The following is a 19273-nucleotide window of genomic DNA, read 5'->3' as shown; positions in this document are numbered from 1 at the left end:
TAAAAGAGTACGAATATGAAAAAGTTAATATACAGTCTGTTTGTCGGTGCATCGGCCATGTTAATGGCCTCGTGCATGGAAGTAGATAATTTCGACGAACCGGGCGCTCATTTCACCGGACGCATTATTGATGTCACTACAGGCGAGAATCTTCTGGCCGACCAGGGCGAATGCCGTGTCCGCATCTGGGAAAAGAGCTTTAGCCTTAATCCCGAACATCAGGATATTCCGGTGAAACAGGACGGAACGTTCAATAATACCAAACTATTTAACGGTACCTATGATATTGTTCCTCAGGGTGCCTGGTGGCCTGCCGATACCATACGTTTGGGTATTGGAAAGAAAACGGTGACTCAGAATTTTGAAGTAACCCCTTATTTAAAGTTGTTCGATTTCCAGACCGAACTTGTTGGCGACTCGCTTTTCATGCATTGTCGCATAGATGCACCGAAGAAAGAGGGCTTACCCCAGATTATGGAAATTCGTCCGTATCTCAGTCTGAACCAGTTCTGTGGTGCAGCTAATTGCATCAGTTATTATAATAATACTGCCCACAGGGTAAATATAATGTCGACATGGGAAAAGCTTGAGAAGCTGGATGATGGTAAGAGTAAGGTTTTTACAGTTAAAGCAAAAGTGAAACCCGGCTATATCTATTTCGTTCGCATGGGTGCAAAGGTGCGCGATGACTTTGAGAAGTTTAATTATACGGAGATTAAAGAAATCAAAGTTGAGTAGTAATAACGAAGCTAATATTTGAAAAGATGAAATTTAAAAGTCTATATCTATTTATACTGTGCGGTCTTCTGACCAGCACAGTAGCTTGTAGCGACGGAGACAATGACTATATTCCTCCCGCAATTGAGGAGCCCGAAAAACCGGAAGAACCGGGTAAAGAGGATGAATACAATGTGCCTGACTTTATCTTACACAAGGAAGGCGAACCATTCGATAGTTACCGGGGGCTTGTAATGACCGGTTATCAGGGTTGGTTCGGCACGCCGGGCGACGGCTGCTCGCACAGTAAGCATAAAAATACCGAATGGTATCACTATCGTGAAAATGACCGGTTTGAACCGGGTGTGCTTCGGAATTCTATCGACTTCTGGCCCGATATGAGGGAGTACGAAGTAAAGTATCCGGTCGAATCTTTCACCCTTCCCGGTGGCGGTCACCCGACAGTTTATAGTGCCTATGATAAATCTACCGTCATGCTTCACTTTAAGTGGATGAAGGATTACGGCATCGATGGGGCATTCATGCAACGCTTCGTAGGTGAAGTAATCGACAATCCCGATGGAAAAGACCACTTCGATAAAGTGTTGGAATCGGCTATGGATGCTTCTAATACCCATCAGCGGGCCATCTGCGTCATGTACGACTTGGGTGGTTTCACCCCCGCACGGTTGAATAAAGTATTGGCCGATGCACAGGATATCATGGATAAATACCAGTTGAAAGACAGAACGAAACAAAAGTTCTATCTTCATCAAGGTGGGAAGCCGCTTATTACGCTTTGGGGCGTAGGTTTCAATGACGGTCGTCCATTCTCGCTCAACGATGTGGAAACACTGATGAACGGACTTAAAGAAAAAGGTTTCAGCCTGATGCTGGGAGTACCGACTCATTGGCGTGAACGACGCAACGATGCACTGCCCGATGCTAAACTGCATGATCTGATCAAGGCTTCGGATGTGATTATGCCTTGGTTCGTGGGACGTTATGGAATGGATAACTATGCTAACTTTCACAGCCTAATTGAGAATGATGTTAAATGGTGTAATGAGAACAAAGTAGAATACGCACCACTTTGCTTCGCAGGATCTTCGGACCGTAATATGCACCCCGAGAACGGAGTGAACGAGCGTCACGGTGGACAGTTCCTTTGGAATCAGATGTATCACTGTATCAAGTCGGGAGCACAGATGCTGTACATGGCTATGTTCGACGAAATAGACGAAGGTACGGCTCTTTACAAATGTCTTAATAAAAAAGATGTACCAAGCAATGAGGCTGCCGATATTTACTATGTAAGGTTTAAGGATGGAAATTATTCCATGGTTTCAAAGCCGGGTACCGATGATGCCAAATACACCCTTGCCAGTGATTATAAAGTTGAGTTCGGCGGTATTGAGGATAACCTGCCAACGGATCATTACTTATGGCTCACCGGACAGGGACGGCAAATGCTAAGGGGAGAAATTCCACTATCGGGCACATTGCCGGCAAGGAAATGATAGAAACGGATTGGAAAGGAGTGATTTACTGTAGGGGCTGTTCGCGAACCGCCCAATGCCCAGAATACACAGGAAACCATTTTTGGGCGGTTCGCGAACCGCCCCTACAGCTAATCATTTACACTCATAACCCTACAGAAATAGCGTAAAATTAAAAAGATTGTTATGAAACTCACAACTCTAGCTTTATCAATAGTATGTACAGCGTTTATGTTGTCATGTACTTCGGGACAACCCACGACGACCGAGAAGGCACCGGTTGATTATGTCAACCCTTATATGGGGAACATCAGCCATCTTTTAGTCCCTACATACCCCACCATTCACCTTCCCAACAGCATGTTACGGGTTTATCCGGAACGGGCCGATTATACCGGAGATAAACTTAATGGCCTGCCTCTGATCGTCACCAGCCATCGCGGTTCGTCGGCTTTCAATCTGAGCCCTTTTCAGGGTACCTCGGAATGTATTTCACATGTCATTCAGTATAGCTACGACAACGAGCAGTTGTCTCCTTATTCCTATCGGGTTGATCTGGATGAGTATGGTATCGTAGCTTCTTATGCTCTATCGCACCAATCGGCAATCTATCAGATAGAATATACGGAACCCGATTGCCCTAATTATCTCATATTCAATTCGCGTAACGGTGCCATGAGGGTAGAGGAAAATACCGTAAGCGGATATCAATTGCTCGAAAACAATACGCGGGTGTATCTATATCTGGAAACCCAGCAGATACCTCAGCAAGTTGGCGTTTGGGCGCAGAACAATATTATTGAAGGTAAAAAAGAAACCGAAGGAGAAAATGCCTGTGTAATTCTTGATTATGGCACAGGGGCGCAAACGCTCAATTTGCGTTATGGCGTTTCGTTTATTAGCGAAGCACAGGCTAAAGAAAACTTAAAAAGAGAGCTAAACGATTATGATGTAACCGCTCTGGCTGCTAAAGGTCGTGACATCTGGAACAAAGAGTTGGAAAAAATCACGGTACAAGGAACAAACGATGACGATAAGACCGTATTCTATACCTCCCTGTACCGTTGCTTTGAGCGTCCGGTATGCATAAGTGAGAACGGACGCTATTATAGCGCGTTTGACGGACAAGTACACGACGACAATGGCATTCCATTCTATACCGATGATTGGATTTGGGATACCTACCGTGCTACGCACCCCCTGCGCGTACTGATTGACGATAAAGTAGAGGTTGATGTCATCAACTCTTACCTGCGCATGGCCGAGCAAATGGGTAAAATGTGGATGCCTACTTTTCCTGAAATCACCGGCGACTCCCGCCGTATGAACTCCAACCACGCTGTAGCTACTGTTATTGATGGTTATATAAAAGGTCTTCGTGGTTTCGATCTGGAGAAAGCATACGAGGCTTGTAAAAAAGGAATTGAAGAAAAAACTTTGATTCCCTGGTCGGGTGCACCTGCCGGATGGCTGGACGATTTCTATAAAAAGAACGGATATATTCCGGCTTTATATCCCGGTGAAAAAGAAACCGTGCCCAACGTTGAACCCTATGAAAAAAGGCAACCCATTGCAGTAACACTGGGAACGGCATACGATCAATGGTGCTTGTCGCTGATTGCTGCTGAATTGGGACTGGAAGATGAGGCTGCCCATTATGCAAAGTGCGCATATAATTATCGGAATGTATATAATGCCGAAACGGCTTTCTTCCACCCGAAAGATAAAGACGGTAAGTTCATCGAACCATTCGATTATCGGTATTCCGGTGGCATGGGCGCCCGCGATTATTATGGCGAGAATAACGGTTGGGTATATCGTTGGGATGTTCCTCACAACGTGGCCGATTTGATCGGGCTGATGGGTGGGCCTGACCAGTTCATCCGGAACCTGGATCAGACATTCAATGAGCCATTAGGTAAGAGCAAATTTGAATTCTATGCTCAGATTCCCGACCATACCGGTAATGTAGGTCAGTTCTCTATGGCAAACGAGCCTAGCTTGCACATTCCATATCTGTATAACTATGCCGGGCAACCTTGGAAAACCCAGAAACGTATCCGCACCCTACTGCATCAATGGTTCCGCAACGACTTGATGGGGCTTCCCGGTGATGAAGACGGTGGTGGTATGTCGGCCTTTGTGGTCTTCTCTGCATTGGGATTCTATCCGGTGACTCCGGGGATGCCAGCCTATAATATCGGAAGTCCTTTGTTCCCTTATACCAAGATGATGTTGAGCAATGGCAAAGTATTTGAAGTGGAAGCACAGCATTGTTCTGACCGGAATAAGTATATCCAATCGGCTACCCTGAATGGCAAGGAATGGAATAAGCCTTGGTTCTCTCATTCGGATATTGAAAATGGTGGTAAACTGGTACTGGTAATGGGCGACAAAGCCAATAAGCAATGGGCGGCTTCTCCGGATAACGTACCGCCTTCGGGCACTAGTAAATAATGAATGTAATTTATAAATCTATTAAACAATAAAACCATGAAGAAGATTCTCTATTCTCTTTTCCTGTTCGGAGCAATCCTTTCTTTAGCTGCCTGTCAGTCTAAAGAAAGCACTGCCAAAGCGGAGTTGTTCGACTCTATTGCTCCCAATCCGTTTATCAAACACATGTACACTGCCGACCCTTCTGCCCACGTTTGGGATGACGGACGTTTGTATGTATATGCCTCGCATGACAATGCTCCTCCACGAGGGTGTGATTTTATGGATAAATACCATGTGTTCTCCACAGACGACATGATCAACTGGACAGACCACGGCCAGATTCTTGAAGCTAAAGATGTGCCTTGGGGAGGAGTTTTACCTAACGGCGGAACTTTTATGTGGGCACCCGATTGTGCTTATAAAGATGGTAAGTATTATTTCTATTTCCCCCATCCAAGCGGTCCGGAGTGGAATAATTCATGGAAGATCGGTATTGCTGTCAGCGATAAGCCAGCTACCGGTTTTGTTTGTCTGGACCATTGGTTGATTGGTTTACCCGATCAGGGAGAAATCGACCCCTGTGTCTTTGTTGATGATGACGGACAGGCTTATTTCTACTACGGTGGCGGCGGAAAAAGCTACGGCGCTAAGCTGAAAGACAATATGATCGAACTTGATGGCGAACTTCAACTGATGGAAGGTCTTGTTGATTTCCACGAAGCTACATGGATACACAAGAAAGATGGTGTTTACTATCTGTCATATTCAGATAACCACGATGATAACTGGAATGATGGTGTAAAAGGAGATAACAGAATGCGTTATGCAACCAGCAATAATCCGCTGGGCCCTTGGGAGCATAAAGGAATTTATATGGAACCAACCAATAGCTATACCAATCATGGTTCTATCGTAGAGTATAAAGGTCAATGGTTCTCTTTCTATCACAGTAGCGACCTTTCCGAAAAGAATGGGGAATTTAATGACTGGTTGCGTTCTGTTTGTGTAGATAAGTTGTACTACAATGAGGATGGAACGATACAGATGGTGAAACAAACGAGATAAAATCTTTCTCCCCCTCCGTCTCAAAGGGATGGAGGGGGAGAGTATATCTAACAGTCATAAAATCAGTCTGCATAGAAACCTGGGTGCAGCGCCTCGCTGCTAGATCACCATGCAAATCTCTTCCTTCTCCTTCCGTGGTGTCTTTTTCACTTCTTCTACTTCCGGATACCCTAACGGTGTAATAGCTACCGGTATCATATTTTCGGGCAATCCCAGAAACGATACCACCTTTTCCATATCAAAATTACATACCCAGCAAGTGCCTAGTCCTTGTTCTGTTGCTGCCAGGCAGATGTGTTCAAAGGCGATAGCAATGTCAATATCCAAGTGGTCTTTGCTGTCACTTTTCCTCTTCCATGAAGCATTCTTATCTCCGCAGGCTATGATAAATACCGGTGCCGGATTAGTCGAAAACCATTTATTATGGTAACATTCAAAAAGATTCTCTTTAGCTTCCTGACTCTTGACTATGTAGAACTGCCAGGGCTGAAAATTAACGGCCGATGGTGCCAGACGGGCACATTCCAAAATATAATCCAGCTTTTCCTGTTCAACTTCTGTGGGTTGGTATTTGCGGACAGATCTCCGGGTTTGTATGATTTCTAATAGATTCATAATGTAATATATTTAATAAAACGATCTGCAAAGGTAGCATATTTGGATATTATCCTATCTCTATTTCGCTTGTTGTTCCGATTTCATTTACAAAATACCTGTCATGGGATATAACCAGTAGGCTGCCCCGGTAGTTCTTGATGGTCTGTGTTAGAATCTGCATATTGGCGATATCCAAATTGTTTGTTGGCTCATCCAATATGATAAGATCAGGCGTTTGGTTGCTGATCATCAGGCAGCACAGGTATAACCTCATTTTCTCTCCACCGCTCAGGCTCCTGCAATTTTTATCCCAGGTGGAGGATGGGAACAGAAAACGGTTGAGCCGTAGTTTAACTTCGTGTTCGGGGAGGTTGTTGTGGTTATAGCTTTCTGCCAGTTCTTCTATGCTACAGTCCGTATCTACCCGGCTATAGTTTTGATCCAGATAGATCCACTTAAAGTCTGCACGTTTTATTTCTCCGGCTGAAGGAGATAACAGACCTGTGAGTAGCTTGATGAATGTTGTTTTTCCACTTCCGTTGTTTCCGCAAATATGTATACGGTCGTTACTATATAGTTTGAAATCTAAAGGATTTTTCCAAAGAGGAGCTTCCTCCTGATAGGCATAATTAATGCCGGTTGCTTCGATCAGGAGCTTTCCTGCATGGAGAGAAGCATTCTCGAAATCAATCTTTAATTCTTTCAATGCCCTTTTTTGCTGCCGGAGGTCTGTTAGTTTACTCTGGCTGTTATTGATAATCTCTCCGTGTTTATCTTTCAATCTGGCGGCTGTATTCTCAGAAGAATTGGTTAATGTCTTCTTGGCAATTCGGGGAACTTCCGATTTGTTCTTCTGTCCTTTGGATAAACGCTTTTCCTGTCGTTCCCGGACTTCCTGCGCTTTCTTGCGGGCTAAGCGGAGTGCTTTTTCTTCTGCATGGATGCTGTCGTCCAGTGCATTTTCTTCAATCTCTTTCTGTTCGATATAGAAGGAGTAGTTCCCTCCATACAGTTTTATTCCTTGTTCAGACAGTTCGTATGTGGTGTCCAGTTGATCTAAAAGCACCCTGTCATGGCTAACCACCACGATACTCGCTGTACTTTGTTCAATGTATTGGTACAGTAATTCGCGGCTTGCCGCATCCAGGTGGTTGGAAGGTTCATCGAGCAATATAAATTCAGGGGTATGGATCAACAACCCCGATAGGAATACTTTTGTTTTTTCTCCACCGCTCAAATCATCTATCGGGGTGTCCGGCTTGATATGCGATAGTTGCCAGTAGGCCAGGGCAGACTCGTATCTTGATTCGATCGTCCAGTCATCTGCCAGGGTATCATAATCAGCTTGTGATACGCTACCTTGAATGATTGCTTCCATAGCTTTCAGCTTATCGCTGATTTGCAGTACTTCGGCTACGGTTTGATGCAATAAGCCTGTATGTTGGGGAATATAGTATGGCTGGGAAGACGATGTGATACTGCCTTCCGACGGTGATAATTCTCCTGCCAGCAACTTTAATATAGTAGATTTGCCTACGCCGTTGTTGCCTACGATGGATATCTTACTCTGTTTTTCTACCGAAAAACTAATGTGCGCAAATAAATGGTCCTGATTAGGATAGTGATATGCTAAATCACTGATAATGATACTCATAAATGTAATTAATAGATGCCTGCAATGAAGAGGCAGTTAAACCGATATAGATAATCTCTCAGAAGTAGATGTGCCGGTTTAATGGGCAACTATTAATCGTTTAATTACATTGTATGGGTTTTAAGTTCAGGTACAAAGGTAATATACTTTTTTAATTATTTGCGCATGATTATTCAGTTTTCTTCTTTCCGGAAGAATATCCTTTTCTCTTTTTTAGTTATTTTATTGGTAGTTATATACTGCTTTACACTGTTTAGATAAATAACTTCAATATAAAAATCCATCATTTGAATGTATCTGTAGGGCTGAAAGCCTGTTATACCTTATCCTAGGCTAAATATTACAGGCTTTCAGCCTTACAGATACATTAGAAGGTTGATTTCGGATCAAGCAGAAAAATAGGTTGCTAATTATTGTATAGTTACTATGTGGTTGGGATGCCCTAGGCATTCCAATGGTTTGCCTAGGGCATCTCACTAGGATGGCACCGACCTTTTTTAGAAATAAAATAAAGAGATAATTTTACTAGTCCACCTAAATTATGTGCCTAATTTAACAACTCAACCTTTTCGGATTGACCCCTTTTCGGATTGACCCCTTATATCAAACTTACTTTAATAATGTATGGTGATAAGTTTTGTCCCTATTTTGAAGAGGCTATCTCAAAATTCCTACATCCTCCAAAGGAGTTCTTAGATAGCCTCATTCTGCCTGATAGAGCACATGGCGGTATAAAGGATGTTCGGGTGGAACTTGCGGATGATTGAATTCTTTTACCCACCTCATCCCAATCTTTTGCATGACCCTTTCCGATGCTTTGTTAGGCAATGATGTAAAAGCGTAAATGCTTTCCAGTTTCAATACCTCTTTAGCATATTTCAGGCAAGCCGAAGCAGCTTCGGTGGCATACCCTTTTCCCCAAGCCTCGGGGATGATTCGCCAAAGGATTTCTATTTCCGGAGAATCGTCAATATTCAGTTGATAGTGATGAAAGCCTATGAAACCGATAAAATGATGATCTTCTTTCCGTTCTACCACATAGACTCCATAGCCGTATTGGTCAAGTTCGCCTTTGATCTGTTGTAGCATATCAAGTGATTCCTGATCGGTTAATTCTTTCTTTAAGAAATACCTCATCACTTTACTGTTGCGATTCATTTGGAGAAAATGCGGAATGTCTTCTTCCTTCCAGCCCCTAAGAATTAGTCGTTGGGTTTCGATGTACTGTTTCATGGCAAAAGGTATGCAAGTATTGCTTTGGTTATACGTGCAATTAAACGTGCACCGTTTCTCTGTTCTCTATGATATCAGGAGTATAGGTCAAGGCCCATTCTACCAGATTTTCGAGATGTGGAATCAGGCTCTTGCCTGTTTCCGTCAGGTCGTATTCCACGCGGGGTGGTACTTCCGGGTAAATCTTTCTGGATACTAACCCGTCTGTTTCCAATGATCGTAAGGTGACTGTCAGCATGCGTTGCGATATGTCGGCTATTGTTTTGTGAATGTCGCTAAAACGCATGGTACCGTTTGCATTTAATGTAACCAGTACAAGCATGGACCATTTATCGCCTAGTCGGCTCAGAATGTCGCGGATCGGGCAGGTTCCGGTTGGGTGAAAGTTTTTTATATTTTTTTCGTTCATATTCCTTTGATATTCAATAATGGTTACTTAAAGGTAAGTATCTTATGTTCTTGTTCGTTCTTGTTTCATTGAATCCGAACTCCTAACTTTGCAATACAAAAGTAATGAACTTACTTTAAATAACTATTGTAGTACTCTAAAAATAGCATGTTATGGGAAAAAAAGTTGCGGTTTTGGCCGTGAATCCGGTAAATGGATTTGGTTTGTTCCAGTATCTGGAGGCGTTCTTTGAGAATGGTATTTCGTACCGGGTGTTTGCGGTGGCAGATACGAAAGAGATTAAAACGAATTCCGGTATTACTATGTTTACCGATGATGTGGTTGCCAACCTGAAGGGGCACGAAGATGAATACGATGCATTGGTTTTTGGGTGTGGCGATGCGGTGCCTGTATTTGCTCAGTATGCCGATAAGTCTTATAATCAGGATATGTTGGCTGTGATTAAGGCTTTCGGCGATAAGGGCAAGATGATGATTGGCCATTGTGCCGCTGCTATGATGTTCGAAAGTGCTGGAATTACGGCGGGTAAGACGCTGGCTGTTCATCCGTTGGCTAAACCGGCTATTCAGAATGGTAAAACAACCGATGAGAAGTTTGCGGTTGATGGTCATTTTTATACGGCCGAGACGGAGAATGCTATTTGGATGATGATGGATAAGGTGATTAAGGCTCTATCGGAATAAATATCTCCGTCACCAATTCCTCTTCTTTCACTTCATTAGGTGTATTCAGATACTTTTCGAAGGAAATATTATCCCGGAGCGTGTGTACGCTTCGGGGTATCCAATAGCGGTAAATATTGCAATACACATTTTCCAGTTCTTTGTGTGAGCCTTTGTAAGTGAATACGGCATACCGTCCGCCTTCTACTTTTTGAATACCGAATTTTCCACTGGGCTTAACTGGCTTATTGGTTGTGATACAAGCGTACATTCTAAACTGTTCCGGACGGGTGATGGAAGACATATCGCGGCTCAGGCAAATGTATTCATTCTCATCGTTGGGTATTCCATTTGCTCCCACATACCGGACGAGTTTATTCCATGCCTCAATGTATGAGTCCATTCTTCCGAATGGGTTTACGATTTGCAGATACACTACTTCTTTAGGGGCGACTTGCCTGATTTCCGGATTCATCGGTATGTCTATGATCGGTTCTACCGTTACATTCAGGATGGCCGGATTCTTGCGGAAAGCTATGGGCGAGAGTTGGTATCGCTTCTTAAACGCTTTGGATAGTGCCTGCGGACTTTGATATCCTGTTTGTTCGGCTATTTCGGCGAGCGATTGTCCGGTGGTTTGCAGTTTAAATGCGGCTTTTTCCAATCTTAACCGTTGGATGTAATCTCCGGGGCTTTCGCGGATGATGGCTTTAAATATCCGGTGGAAGTGATAATCGGAGATATGTGCCACTTTGGCCATATCGGACAGGTTGATGCTTTCCGTCAGATGTTCGTTGATATACTCCATTACGCGGTTCACCGATTGGTAATATTCCAAGTGTGTATGTTTGTGCGACTCCCAGCGTTTGAGCGTGGGCAGCATGACCCGGAGGTAGAGTTCCGCTTCGTTGATGGTATATCGCCGGCCGTTGTGGTATTCGTTTTCGTCGTGATAATGAAGGTTTTCCTGGACCTTGTCATTCATCGTTCCGTTATCTGTAAACCCGCCTTCGCGAAAGCAGAAGCAACAATAATCTTCGCTGGGAGTATTGTCGCAGTTTGTCCCGAAGTGGTCTGCGGCAACCATAGGCATGCCGCAGCTCTGACAAAAATGTAGTGGTGTATCCACTTTCTTCTTTTTACTTTTTCCAGCGTTTCAGGGTAGGGAAGTATTGCTTCATCTGTGCAATGGCCTCTTCCTTGCTCATTTGTTTTTCGCTTTCTTTGTTGAACTCATCCAGATATTGCGCACAATGATCAATCATTTCGTCCATTGTTACATCTTCTGTAAATGCGCCTTCTTTGTAGCAATACACGCAATAATCGTGATTTGCACTTCCTTCTTTGTTTGTACCGAACTGATCTGCGGTGGTCATCGGCATACCACAGCTTTGGCAAAATGTAGCTTCCATAATTAATTTTGTTTTTATTGGTTTACTTTGGCAAAGATAGCGTCTTGTGTTTAAATGGTTTTTGTCCATTCTTGCTATATTAATCAGCGTTCTTTACCTTTATATAATGTTTCTGATTTCCTCGTCCCCGGCTCGTAATCACTCCCTTCTCTACAAAATATTTCAGGTCTTGTGCTGCTTTCCATTTCAACCTACCCGTCAACCGGCTATAGTTGATGATGTTGATAAAGCCGTTTTCCTCTAAATGCTTTGTCAGTAGGCTTTCCAATTCTTCCATATTTAGATTGCTGGATTCGCGGAGTTTAATGGATGGTACGCGTGACAGTTCGCCATTCAGTGCTTTTTTAAATTTCGCTGAGGGGCGGAAGTTGACATTGTTAAACCGGATGGATGGTGAGCGGATATCTGTTTTTTTCTCTACCAGGCGTCCTTTCACTTTCCCGGTGAAATACCCGAATTCTCCCAGTTCTACGCTGAACCCCAGATTCATCCAGTCTGTTGCGGTATCGAATAGTCCCATCAGTATTCCTTTTATCTCTGCTTCATTAAAACCGGTACGTTGAGCAGTCAATTTTGCCAGTTTATCTTGCGAAAGGGTGCCAGCACTGACACATTGCGGATAATACACTTCTTTTTCACCTTCTTTGGTGGTGAGGGACGGTTTCTTTTTTAAGTCGTAATAGGCCATATGGTCAGAGTTAAGTAAGTAATTTCAAAATATGAATAAATTAATTTTCGGATGTGTTGTTTTTATCTTTTAAATGTGTGTCTTTTAAGTTAGCCGGTTGCAAGCAGCTCATTGGCTGGTTGCAACCGGCCAATGAGCTGGTTGTAACCGGCTAACTTAAATCGTGCAATAAAGATAGTTATTTTATGCGAATCTGATAGTTGTTTTATGCAGATTCTTTTCTTAAGGTATACGTGTTCGAACGAGGGCGTCTGGGGTGGATTGATACAAAAGGATACGAACTAATCAAAGAAAACACCAGTTTGGTGCGAATATTATATTTCTTTTTCCAGAAAGTTTGATTGTACGAAAAAAGCATTACCTTTGCGCCATAGCAATCAAGGGGTGCCTACTTATGGCTGAGATCAAACCCTTACAACCTGATGCGGATAATGCCGCCGTAGGAATGATCATATGGAACAGAAAAAGAAATATCTTACCGCATTGACTATTGCCGGTTCCGACAGCGGAGGCGGCGCAGGCATACAAGCCGATCTTAAAACATTCTCATCTTTAGGCGTATATGGAACCTCGGTGATAACAGCTGTTACCGCGCAGAATACACTGCAAGTACGGTCTGTAGAAATCCTTCCTTTCGAGGTTGTCCGCGAACAACTAAAAGCTGTTTTAGATGATTTTACCATTCAGGTGGTTAAAACCGGGATGCTCCCCACACCGGAAATCGTAGAGATGGTGGCATGGGCTATGGATACCTATCGCTTGCCCGCTCTTGTTGTGGACCCGGTGATGAAATCGACCACCGGCTCGCCGCTTACAAGGGCGAATGTGAGTCATGCCATCCGCGAACTACTCTACAAACGGCTTACACTGATAACTCCTAATATTATAGAGGCTTCCATCTTGTCGGGTGTGATCATCAAGAAAACATCCGACGTGCATCTGGCGGCAGAAGTTCTGCTCGAGCAGGGTTGCCGTGCCGTGCTGATCAAAGGCGGACATATGATAGGGGAACACGCTGTTGATATGCTGTTTACCCCTGATAAACCGATGGCTACTTTCTCTTCTGACTTTATTAAAACTGCGAATCTGCATGGAACCGGTTGTACTGTTTCTTCTGCAATCGCCGCTTTTTTAGCGCAGGGGTATGAACTTACTGAGGCTATCGGTTTGGCAAAAGAATATGTAACATCCGCCATCCTGGCAGGTAAAGAAATAATAATTGGCAATGGCAATGGACCGCTTAATCATTTTTTTGATCCTGCTAAGATGAAAATGGAGTGATGTAAAACTGTGCAGAAACCCTCATAACTAACATCAGTTAAATCAGGGATTTACCCAATCCCTGTTGAACTAAATAAATTAATTCATTAGAAATAAAATATGATTATATACGTAAACCAAAAACCGTATACGGTTGAAGAAGGCATTACGCTGGCTGCATTCATGCAAAATATAGGAATAAAGCCCCAAGGCGTTGCCGTAGCCATAGCCTATGAAGTCATTCCTCAAAAAAAATGGGAAGAAACCGTGCTTACAGATAAAATGGAGCTCATGTTGATTCATGCCGTATCAGGAGGATAAGCGAATGGAACTGATTGTTATTACCCTCGAGAAAATACTGGAAGATGAAGCTCTTGCCATCAATCGCCTGTTCTCCGAGGGGCTGGAAACATTACACTTACGTAAACCCCATTCCAGTCTCGAAGACCTGCGACTCCTGTTGATGGACATAGATGTAGCCCACCATCAACGCATCGTTTTGCATGACCATTTCAGGCTGGCAGAGGAATTCAATTTAAAAGGCGTCCATTTGAACCGCAGGAACCCAACCCCTCCTGCAAAACGAGGACTTTCTATGAGCAAATCATGCCATACATGGAGTGAACTGGAAGACTCGGAAGCGTACAACTATGTGTTTCTTAGCCCTATATTCAACAGTATTTCAAAGGCGGGATATGCCAGAGCTTTCACAGAAGAAGAATTAATCAAGGCCCGCAACAACGGAACGATCCACCGGAAGGTATATGCCTTGGGCGGTATTTCCCTGAAAGAAATCAAACAAGCTGCCACCTTTGGATTTGGAGGAGTCGCTGTGTTAGGTTCCCTTTGGCAGCGATACGAAGAAGATAAAAACGAAGATACATTACTGCAACAGTTTAATGAACTGAAGCGCGAATGCAACAAATACAATGTGTTATGAACGGATTATTATTTATTACCCACAGTACGGAAAAGTACAACCACATCCAATCCGTGGAAATAGCCCTGAAAGGTGGTTGCCGGCAAATCCAGTTAAGAATGAAGGATAGCCCACTCGATGAAGTAGAACAAACCGCGTATGAAGCAAAAGCACTTTGCGACAGCTACGGGGCGCGAATCTATATTGACGATCATGTGGAAATCTGTAAACGTGTCGGGGCAACAGGCGTCCACCTGGGTAAATCGGATATGTCGCCCAGTGAGGCACGTGCCATATTGGGAGATGGTTTTATTATAGGAAGTACCGCTAATACATTCGAGGATATCCATCATCTTGTAACCTCACCATGCGGTTTGCCGCCGGATTATATTGGATTAGGTCCTTTCCGCTTTACCACTACGAAAAAGAATTTAAGCCCAATCCTTGGATTGGCGGGATACAGAGATATAATCTCCCAATGTCAGACAGCAGGTATCCACCTGCCAATATTGGCCATTGGAGGAATTACAGTTGAAGATATCCCCACACTAATGGCCACTGGAGTATCGGGCATTGCATTATCTTCTACTATTTTACAAGCAGAAGATCCGATAGAGGAGGTGCGGAGGGTTATAAAGAGTTTGATATAATGGTGTGGAAAGGAGTTAATTCTATACTGCGCCAAATCCACCCCCTGCCCCCGCGAGGCTGTGTAAAAACTCAGGATCAGGTACGTCATTGCGAACCGTGGGTGAAGCAATCCAGTTCACAAGGCATATAAGCTGGATTGCTTCGTTCCTCGCAATGACGAATGGGAGTTTTTACACAGCCTCGCGCCAGCGGGGGATAGGCTGCGCTACACAGTGTCTCCGCAAGGTATCCCCCGCTGGCGGGGGCAGGGGGTGGATGGTGAAATAACGTAAAACCATAAAAATATGAAGAAACTAATCATCGCCGGAAAAGAATTCGATTCCCGGCTCTTTCTTGGAACAGGAAAATTCAGTTCCAACGCTGTAATGAGCGAAGCAATCATTACCTCCCAAACGCAAATGGTCACCGTCGCCATGAAACGTTTGGACATGGATAACAAAAACGACGACATGCTGGTACATATCAAAAAGCCCGGCATACAGTTATTACCCAACACATCGGGAGTGCGCAACGCCAAAGAAGCCGTATTTGCCGCACAACTGGCACGCGAGGCCTTTGAAACCAACTGGTTGAAACTCGAAATACACCCCGACCCCCGCTACTTGTTACCCGATCCGATAGAAACCCTGAAAGCAACCGAAGAACTGGCAAAACTGGGATTCGTAGTCTTACCCTACATCCAGGCCGACCCTGTACTGTGCAAACTTTTGGAATCGGCAGGGGCAGCAACCGTCATGCCACTCGGAGCACCCATCGGTACCAACCGTGGACTATTAACCCGCGACCTACTGGAAATCATCATCGAACAAAGCAACATCCCCGTTGTAGTAGACGCCGGAATCGGAGCACCATCGCACGCAGCCGAAGCCCTCGAAATGGGAGCCGATGCCGTACTGGTGAACACAGCGATAGCAGTTGCAGGCGACCCTGTAGCTATGGCACGCGCCTTCTGTCTGGCAGTAGAAAGCGGCCGCATGGCCTATGAAGCCCGTTTGGCTGGTAAAGCAATTGTAGCCGAAGCCAGTAGCCCGTTAACTTCGTTTCTGCGGTGAGAAAATGAGTGGTGAATAAAAACAATATAGAACAATGAAAAAGATTCAAAACATACATTATCCATCCTCTTCCAAGATCTACCTCAAAGGAAAGATGCATGATATTAAAGTTGGAATGCGTTCAGTAACCCAGCTAGATACCATCAAAATTACGAATGGAGTAAAACTGGTAGAACAAAACCCGGCAGTGACCCTTTATGACACCAGTGGCCCATATTCCGACTCCAATATAGAAATAGATATCACCAAAGGCTTGCCGCGGATTCGTGAAGAATGGGTAGCCGCTCGTGGCGACACGGAAAAGCTCCACGCTTTTACCTCTACCTACAGCAATGAACGCCTATTCAACACCTCATTGGATGAAATCCGCTTCTCATTAATCAATTTCCCGCGCCGGGCAAAAGCCGGACAGGTGGTTTCCCAAATGTACTATGCCCGCCAAGGCATCATCACCCCCGAAATGGAATACGTAGCTATCCGCGAGAACTTACAGAATGAAGAACTGGGCATCCAAACCCACATTACCCCAGAGTTTGTGCGCGAAGAAGTGGCAAGCGGACGGGCCATCATTCCTGCAAATATCAATCATCCGGAAGCAGAGCCAATGATCATCGGGACAAACTTTCTGGTGAAGATCAATACCAATATCGGTAATTCTGCTCTACTATCCGGCATTGACGAAGAAGTGGAGAAAGCACTTTGGAGTTGTAAATGGGGAGGAGATACGTTGATGGACCTCTCTACAGGCGATCATATCCATGAAACCCGTGAATGGATTATCCGCAATACCCCCGTCCCGGTAGGAACAGTTCCCCTATACCAAACACTAGAGAAAGTAAACGGAAAGATCGTCGATCTGAACTGGGAAATCTACCGCGACACTCTGATTGAACAATGCGAGCAGGGAGTAGATTATTTTACTATCCATGCCGGACTGTTACGTGCACATCTGCCATTAGTGAAAAACCGTGTAACCGGAATCGTATCCCGTGGAGGCTCTATCATAGCCAACTGGATGACCCAGCACAACGAAGAAAACCTGTTCTACACCCATTTTGAGGAAATATGCAAGATACTGAAACAATATGATGTAGCTGTTTCTTTGGGCGATGGATTACGCCCCGGGTCCATAGCCGATGCCAATGACGCGGCGCAATTTGCAGAGTTGTCTGTATTGGGCGAATTGACGGAAATCGCATGGAAACATCATGTACAAGTCCTCATAGAAGGCCCCGGACATGTGCCCATGCATAAAATCAAACCCAACATGGATGAACAGCTAAAACACTGTCACGGAGCGCCGTTCTATACTTTAGGCCCCTTAACCACAGACATTGCCCCCGGATATGACCATATAACCTCTGCCATCGGTGCCGCACAAATTGCCCGTTACGGAACAGCAATGATCTGTTATGTTACTCCTAAAGAACACCTTGCCCTACCGGAAAGAGAAGATGTACGCGTGGGAGTAGTAACCTACAAAATAGCTGCTCATGCTGCCGACCTTGCCAAAGGACATCCGGGCGCGCAGGTCAGAGACAATGCATTGAGCAAAGCACGCTTTGACTTCCGTTGGAAAGATCAGTTTAACCTATCACTCGACCCGGAAAGAGCACTCGAATATTATAAAGCCGGACGACTTGACGATGACAGTGGGCATTGTACCATGTGCGGACCTCACTTCTGTGCCATGAAACTAACTAAAGAAATGCCAAGCGAGGCGCTTGACCCAAGTTGCCATGCGGGTGCCGAGGCGGCACGCCCAGGTTGCCATGCGGGTGGATCAGACCAAGTTTCTACAGATAGTAATAAATTGAAATAATGGATTTTAAAGAACAAATCGAACAATATAAATGGGAAGAGATTAAAACCCAAATCTACTCCAAAACCGGTCAGGACGTAGAGCGTGCCTTGTCCAAAGCCAGACTGGATATAGACGATTTTATGTCGTTAATCTCTCCCGCAGCCGAACCCTATCTGGAACAAATGGCCGTACAAAGCCGTATGTACACCCAACAACGTTTCGGAAAGACCATACAATTCTATGTTCCACTTTACCTGACGAATTCCTGTGTCAATCACTGTGTATATTGCGGCTTCAACCATAATAATGATATCCACCGGATCATTCTGACCGATGAACAAATCTTGCAGGAAGTAGAAGCAATTAAAAAGATCGGCGATTTTCAACACATCCTGTTAGTAACCGGAGAGAACCCCCGTGATGCCGGAGCCGACTATATAAAGCATGCCATAGAATTAGTCAAACCCTATTTCTCGTCTATATCCATTGAAGTGCAACCATTGAAAGAAGCCGAATATGTCGGGTTGACCGAAGCGGGTATGAATGCAGTATACTGCTATCAGGAAACCTACAACAAAGAGCGGTATAAGTTATACCATCCCAAGGGCATGAAATCAAAATTCGATTGGCGCTTGGATACATTCGATCGTATGGGAAGAGCCGGTGTACACAAAATGGGCTTGGGTGTATTGATTGGCCTCGAAGATTGGCGTACAGATGCCACAATGATGGCTCTGCACTTACGTTATTTGCAAAAGAACTACTGGCAAACGAAATATTCAATCTCATTTCCCCGTATGCGTCCGCATGTTGGAAAAGGCTTTCAACCGAATGTGATCATGTCTGATAGGGAACTGGTACAAATCATTTTCGCTTACAGAATTTTTGAGCATGATGTAGAAATAGCCTTGTCCACTCGCGAGAACCAGTCATTCCGTGACAACATGACTACGCTTGGCATAACCTCACTGAGCGCCGGATCAAAAACCGACCCGGGAGGATATGCTGTATATAAGAAAGAGCTGGAACAGTTTGAAGTAAACGATGATCGTAGCCCCGCCGAAGTACTCAACGCAGTAAAAAGTCAGGGATATGAAGTTGTGTGGAAAGACTGGGATTTAAGTTTACAGTGATAAGTATGTAGGGAGGTGTGTCATAAATCAGTAAATCCACCTCGTCATTGCGAGTTGCCACTATATTAAAATATAGAAC

19 protein-coding genes and 1 riboswitch are annotated in these 19273 nt (G+C 44.4%); of the genes, 12 read left to right on the top strand and 7 right to left on the bottom strand.

What is annotated here, in order from left to right; all coding sequences use genetic code 11:
• Positions 1-15: 15 nt before the first annotated feature.
• From D0T87_RS18725 to D0T87_RS18710, 4 genes are all read left to right on the top strand, one after another.
• On the top strand, positions 16-738 hold the full coding sequence (locus D0T87_RS18725; protein WP_163176885.1) for a DUF3823 domain-containing protein: 723 nt from the start codon (positions 16-18) through the stop codon (positions 736-738).
• 26 nt (positions 739-764) lie between these two features.
• Entirely contained in the window at positions 765-2237 is a 1473-nt protein-coding gene (locus tag D0T87_RS18720) for a glycoside hydrolase family 71/99-like protein (protein WP_163176883.1), read from the top strand.
• Positions 2238-2402: 165 nt separating this feature from the next.
• The gene (locus D0T87_RS18715; RefSeq protein WP_163176880.1) at positions 2403-4673 is read left to right on the top strand and encodes a GH92 family glycosyl hydrolase; all 2271 of its coding nucleotides are present in this window, start codon (positions 2403-2405) and stop codon (positions 4671-4673) included.
• Between the two features lie 36 nt (positions 4674-4709).
• Entirely contained in the window at positions 4710-5720 is a 1011-nt protein-coding gene (locus tag D0T87_RS18710; protein ID WP_163176878.1) for a family 43 glycosylhydrolase, read from the top strand.
• Positions 5721-5819: 99 nt separating this feature from the next.
• Here D0T87_RS18710 and D0T87_RS18705 read toward each other — a convergent pair whose 3' ends face one another.
• The 4 genes from D0T87_RS18705 to D0T87_RS18690 all read right to left on the bottom strand — a co-directional run bounded on the left by D0T87_RS18705 (position 5820) and on the right by D0T87_RS18690 (position 9598).
• On the bottom strand, positions 5820-6335 hold the full coding sequence (locus D0T87_RS18705; RefSeq protein WP_163176876.1) for a nitroreductase family protein: 516 nt from the start codon (positions 6333-6335) through the stop codon (positions 5820-5822).
• A 49-nt stretch (positions 6336-6384) separates the two neighbouring features.
• Positions 6385-7971, bottom strand: coding sequence for a ribosomal protection-like ABC-F family protein (gene abc-f, locus D0T87_RS18700; protein ID WP_163176874.1), 1587 nt, complete (start codon positions 7969-7971; stop codon positions 6385-6387).
• A 702-nt stretch (positions 7972-8673) separates the two neighbouring features.
• A complete protein-coding gene (locus D0T87_RS18695; protein ID WP_163176872.1) occupies positions 8674-9204 on the bottom strand; it encodes a GNAT family N-acetyltransferase in 531 nt (176 codons plus the stop codon).
• Between the two features lie 40 nt (positions 9205-9244).
• Positions 9245-9598, bottom strand: coding sequence for a helix-turn-helix domain-containing protein (locus D0T87_RS18690; RefSeq protein ID WP_163176914.1), 354 nt, complete (start codon positions 9596-9598; stop codon positions 9245-9247).
• Positions 9599-9765: 167 nt separating this feature from the next.
• Here D0T87_RS18690 and D0T87_RS18685 point away from each other — a divergent pair, with 167 nt between their 5' ends.
• Positions 9766-10296, top strand: coding sequence for a DJ-1/PfpI family protein (locus D0T87_RS18685; protein WP_163176870.1), 531 nt, complete (start codon positions 9766-9768; stop codon positions 10294-10296).
• Here the strand turns inward: D0T87_RS18685 and D0T87_RS25175 are convergent.
• The 3 genes from D0T87_RS25175 to D0T87_RS18670 all read right to left on the bottom strand — a co-directional run bounded on the left by D0T87_RS25175 (position 10277) and on the right by D0T87_RS18670 (position 12375).
• Complete coding sequence (locus D0T87_RS25175; RefSeq protein WP_370526919.1) at positions 10277-11404, bottom strand: GyrI-like domain-containing protein; 1128 nt, start codon at positions 11402-11404, stop codon at positions 10277-10279. The genes D0T87_RS18685 and D0T87_RS25175 overlap by 20 nt on opposite strands.
• Before the next feature lie 10 nt (positions 11405-11414).
• Complete coding sequence (locus D0T87_RS18675; protein ID WP_163176868.1) at positions 11415-11687, bottom strand: zinc ribbon domain-containing protein; 273 nt, start codon at positions 11685-11687, stop codon at positions 11415-11417.
• Between the two features lie 79 nt (positions 11688-11766).
• Complete coding sequence (locus tag D0T87_RS18670) at positions 11767-12375, bottom strand: HU family DNA-binding protein (RefSeq protein WP_163176866.1); 609 nt, start codon at positions 12373-12375, stop codon at positions 11767-11769.
• A gap of 370 nt (positions 12376-12745) precedes the next feature.
• Positions 12746-12838, top strand: a riboswitch (TPP riboswitch).
• On the opposite strand from D0T87_RS18670, the gene thiD reads away from it, so the two are divergent.
• From thiD to thiH, 7 genes are all read left to right on the top strand, one after another.
• Positions 12829-13656 carry a bifunctional hydroxymethylpyrimidine kinase/phosphomethylpyrimidine kinase gene (gene thiD / locus D0T87_RS18665; protein WP_163176864.1) on the top strand — a complete coding sequence of 276 codons (828 nt, stop codon included), beginning with the start codon at positions 12829-12831 and terminating at the stop codon, positions 13654-13656. It overlaps the preceding riboswitch by 10 nt.
• Positions 13657-13755: 99 nt before the next feature.
• The gene (thiS, locus tag D0T87_RS18660; RefSeq protein ID WP_163176862.1) at positions 13756-13956 is read left to right on the top strand and encodes a sulfur carrier protein ThiS; all 201 of its coding nucleotides are present in this window, start codon (positions 13756-13758) and stop codon (positions 13954-13956) included.
• A 4-nt stretch (positions 13957-13960) separates the two neighbouring features.
• Positions 13961-14575, top strand: coding sequence for a thiamine phosphate synthase (locus D0T87_RS18655; RefSeq protein ID WP_163176859.1), 615 nt, complete (start codon positions 13961-13963; stop codon positions 14573-14575).
• Complete coding sequence (locus tag D0T87_RS18650; protein ID WP_163176857.1) at positions 14572-15204, top strand: thiamine phosphate synthase; 633 nt, start codon at positions 14572-14574, stop codon at positions 15202-15204. The genes D0T87_RS18655 and D0T87_RS18650 overlap by 4 nt, the downstream gene beginning before the upstream one ends.
• 285 nt (positions 15205-15489) lie before the next feature.
• Complete coding sequence (locus D0T87_RS18645) at positions 15490-16257, top strand: thiazole synthase (RefSeq protein ID WP_163176855.1); 768 nt, start codon at positions 15490-15492, stop codon at positions 16255-16257.
• 34 nt (positions 16258-16291) lie between these two features.
• Positions 16292-18079 carry a phosphomethylpyrimidine synthase ThiC gene (gene thiC / locus D0T87_RS18640; protein WP_163176853.1) on the top strand — a complete coding sequence of 596 codons (1788 nt, stop codon included), beginning with the start codon at positions 16292-16294 and terminating at the stop codon, positions 18077-18079.
• Positions 18079-19194, top strand: coding sequence for a 2-iminoacetate synthase ThiH (gene thiH, locus D0T87_RS18635; RefSeq protein WP_163176851.1), 1116 nt, complete (start codon positions 18079-18081; stop codon positions 19192-19194). The genes thiC and thiH overlap by 1 nt, the downstream gene beginning before the upstream one ends.
• Positions 19195-19273 lie beyond the last annotated feature (79 nt).

This window comes from Bacteroides sp. 51, from assembly GCF_010500965.1.
GTDB lineage: Bacteria > Bacteroidota > Bacteroidia > Bacteroidales > Bacteroidaceae > Bacteroides.
This window is presented reverse-complemented; position numbering and strand designations above follow the sequence as displayed.

Bases quoted from the DNA above. Each gene is read 5' to 3' on its own strand.
- thiD (WP_163176864.1), top strand. From the start codon at position 12,829: ATGGAACAGAAAAAGAAATATCTTACCGCATTGACTATTGCCGGTTCC.
- D0T87_RS18725 (WP_163176885.1), top strand. From the start codon at position 16: ATGAAAAAGTTAATATACAGTCTGTTTGTCGGTGCATCGGCCATGTTA.
- D0T87_RS18705 (WP_163176876.1), bottom strand. From the start codon at position 6,335: ATGAATCTATTAGAAATCATACAAACCCGGAGATCTGTCCGCAAATAC.
- D0T87_RS18670 (WP_163176866.1), bottom strand. From the start codon at position 12,375: ATGGCCTATTACGACTTAAAAAAGAAACCGTCCCTCACCACCAAAGAA.
- thiS (WP_163176862.1), top strand. From the start codon at position 13,756: ATGATTATATACGTAAACCAAAAACCGTATACGGTTGAAGAAGGCATT.
- D0T87_RS18675 (WP_163176868.1), bottom strand. From the start codon at position 11,687: ATGGAAGCTACATTTTGCCAAAGCTGTGGTATGCCGATGACCACCGCA.
- abc-f (WP_163176874.1), bottom strand. From the start codon at position 7,971: ATGAGTATCATTATCAGTGATTTAGCATATCACTATCCTAATCAGGAC.
- D0T87_RS18650 (WP_163176857.1), top strand. From the start codon at position 14,572: ATGAACGGATTATTATTTATTACCCACAGTACGGAAAAGTACAACCAC.
- D0T87_RS18645 (WP_163176855.1), top strand. From the start codon at position 15,490: ATGAAGAAACTAATCATCGCCGGAAAAGAATTCGATTCCCGGCTCTTT.
- thiH (WP_163176851.1), top strand. From the start codon at position 18,079: ATGGATTTTAAAGAACAAATCGAACAATATAAATGGGAAGAGATTAAA.
- D0T87_RS18720 (WP_163176883.1), top strand. From the start codon at position 765: ATGAAATTTAAAAGTCTATATCTATTTATACTGTGCGGTCTTCTGACC.
- D0T87_RS18655 (WP_163176859.1), top strand. From the start codon at position 13,961: ATGGAACTGATTGTTATTACCCTCGAGAAAATACTGGAAGATGAAGCT.
- D0T87_RS18715 (WP_163176880.1), top strand. From the start codon at position 2,403: ATGAAACTCACAACTCTAGCTTTATCAATAGTATGTACAGCGTTTATG.
- D0T87_RS18695 (WP_163176872.1), bottom strand. From the start codon at position 9,204: ATGAAACAGTACATCGAAACCCAACGACTAATTCTTAGGGGCTGGAAG.
- thiC (WP_163176853.1), top strand. From the start codon at position 16,292: ATGAAAAAGATTCAAAACATACATTATCCATCCTCTTCCAAGATCTAC.
- D0T87_RS18685 (WP_163176870.1), top strand. From the start codon at position 9,766: ATGGGAAAAAAAGTTGCGGTTTTGGCCGTGAATCCGGTAAATGGATTT.
- D0T87_RS18710 (WP_163176878.1), top strand. From the start codon at position 4,710: ATGAAGAAGATTCTCTATTCTCTTTTCCTGTTCGGAGCAATCCTTTCT.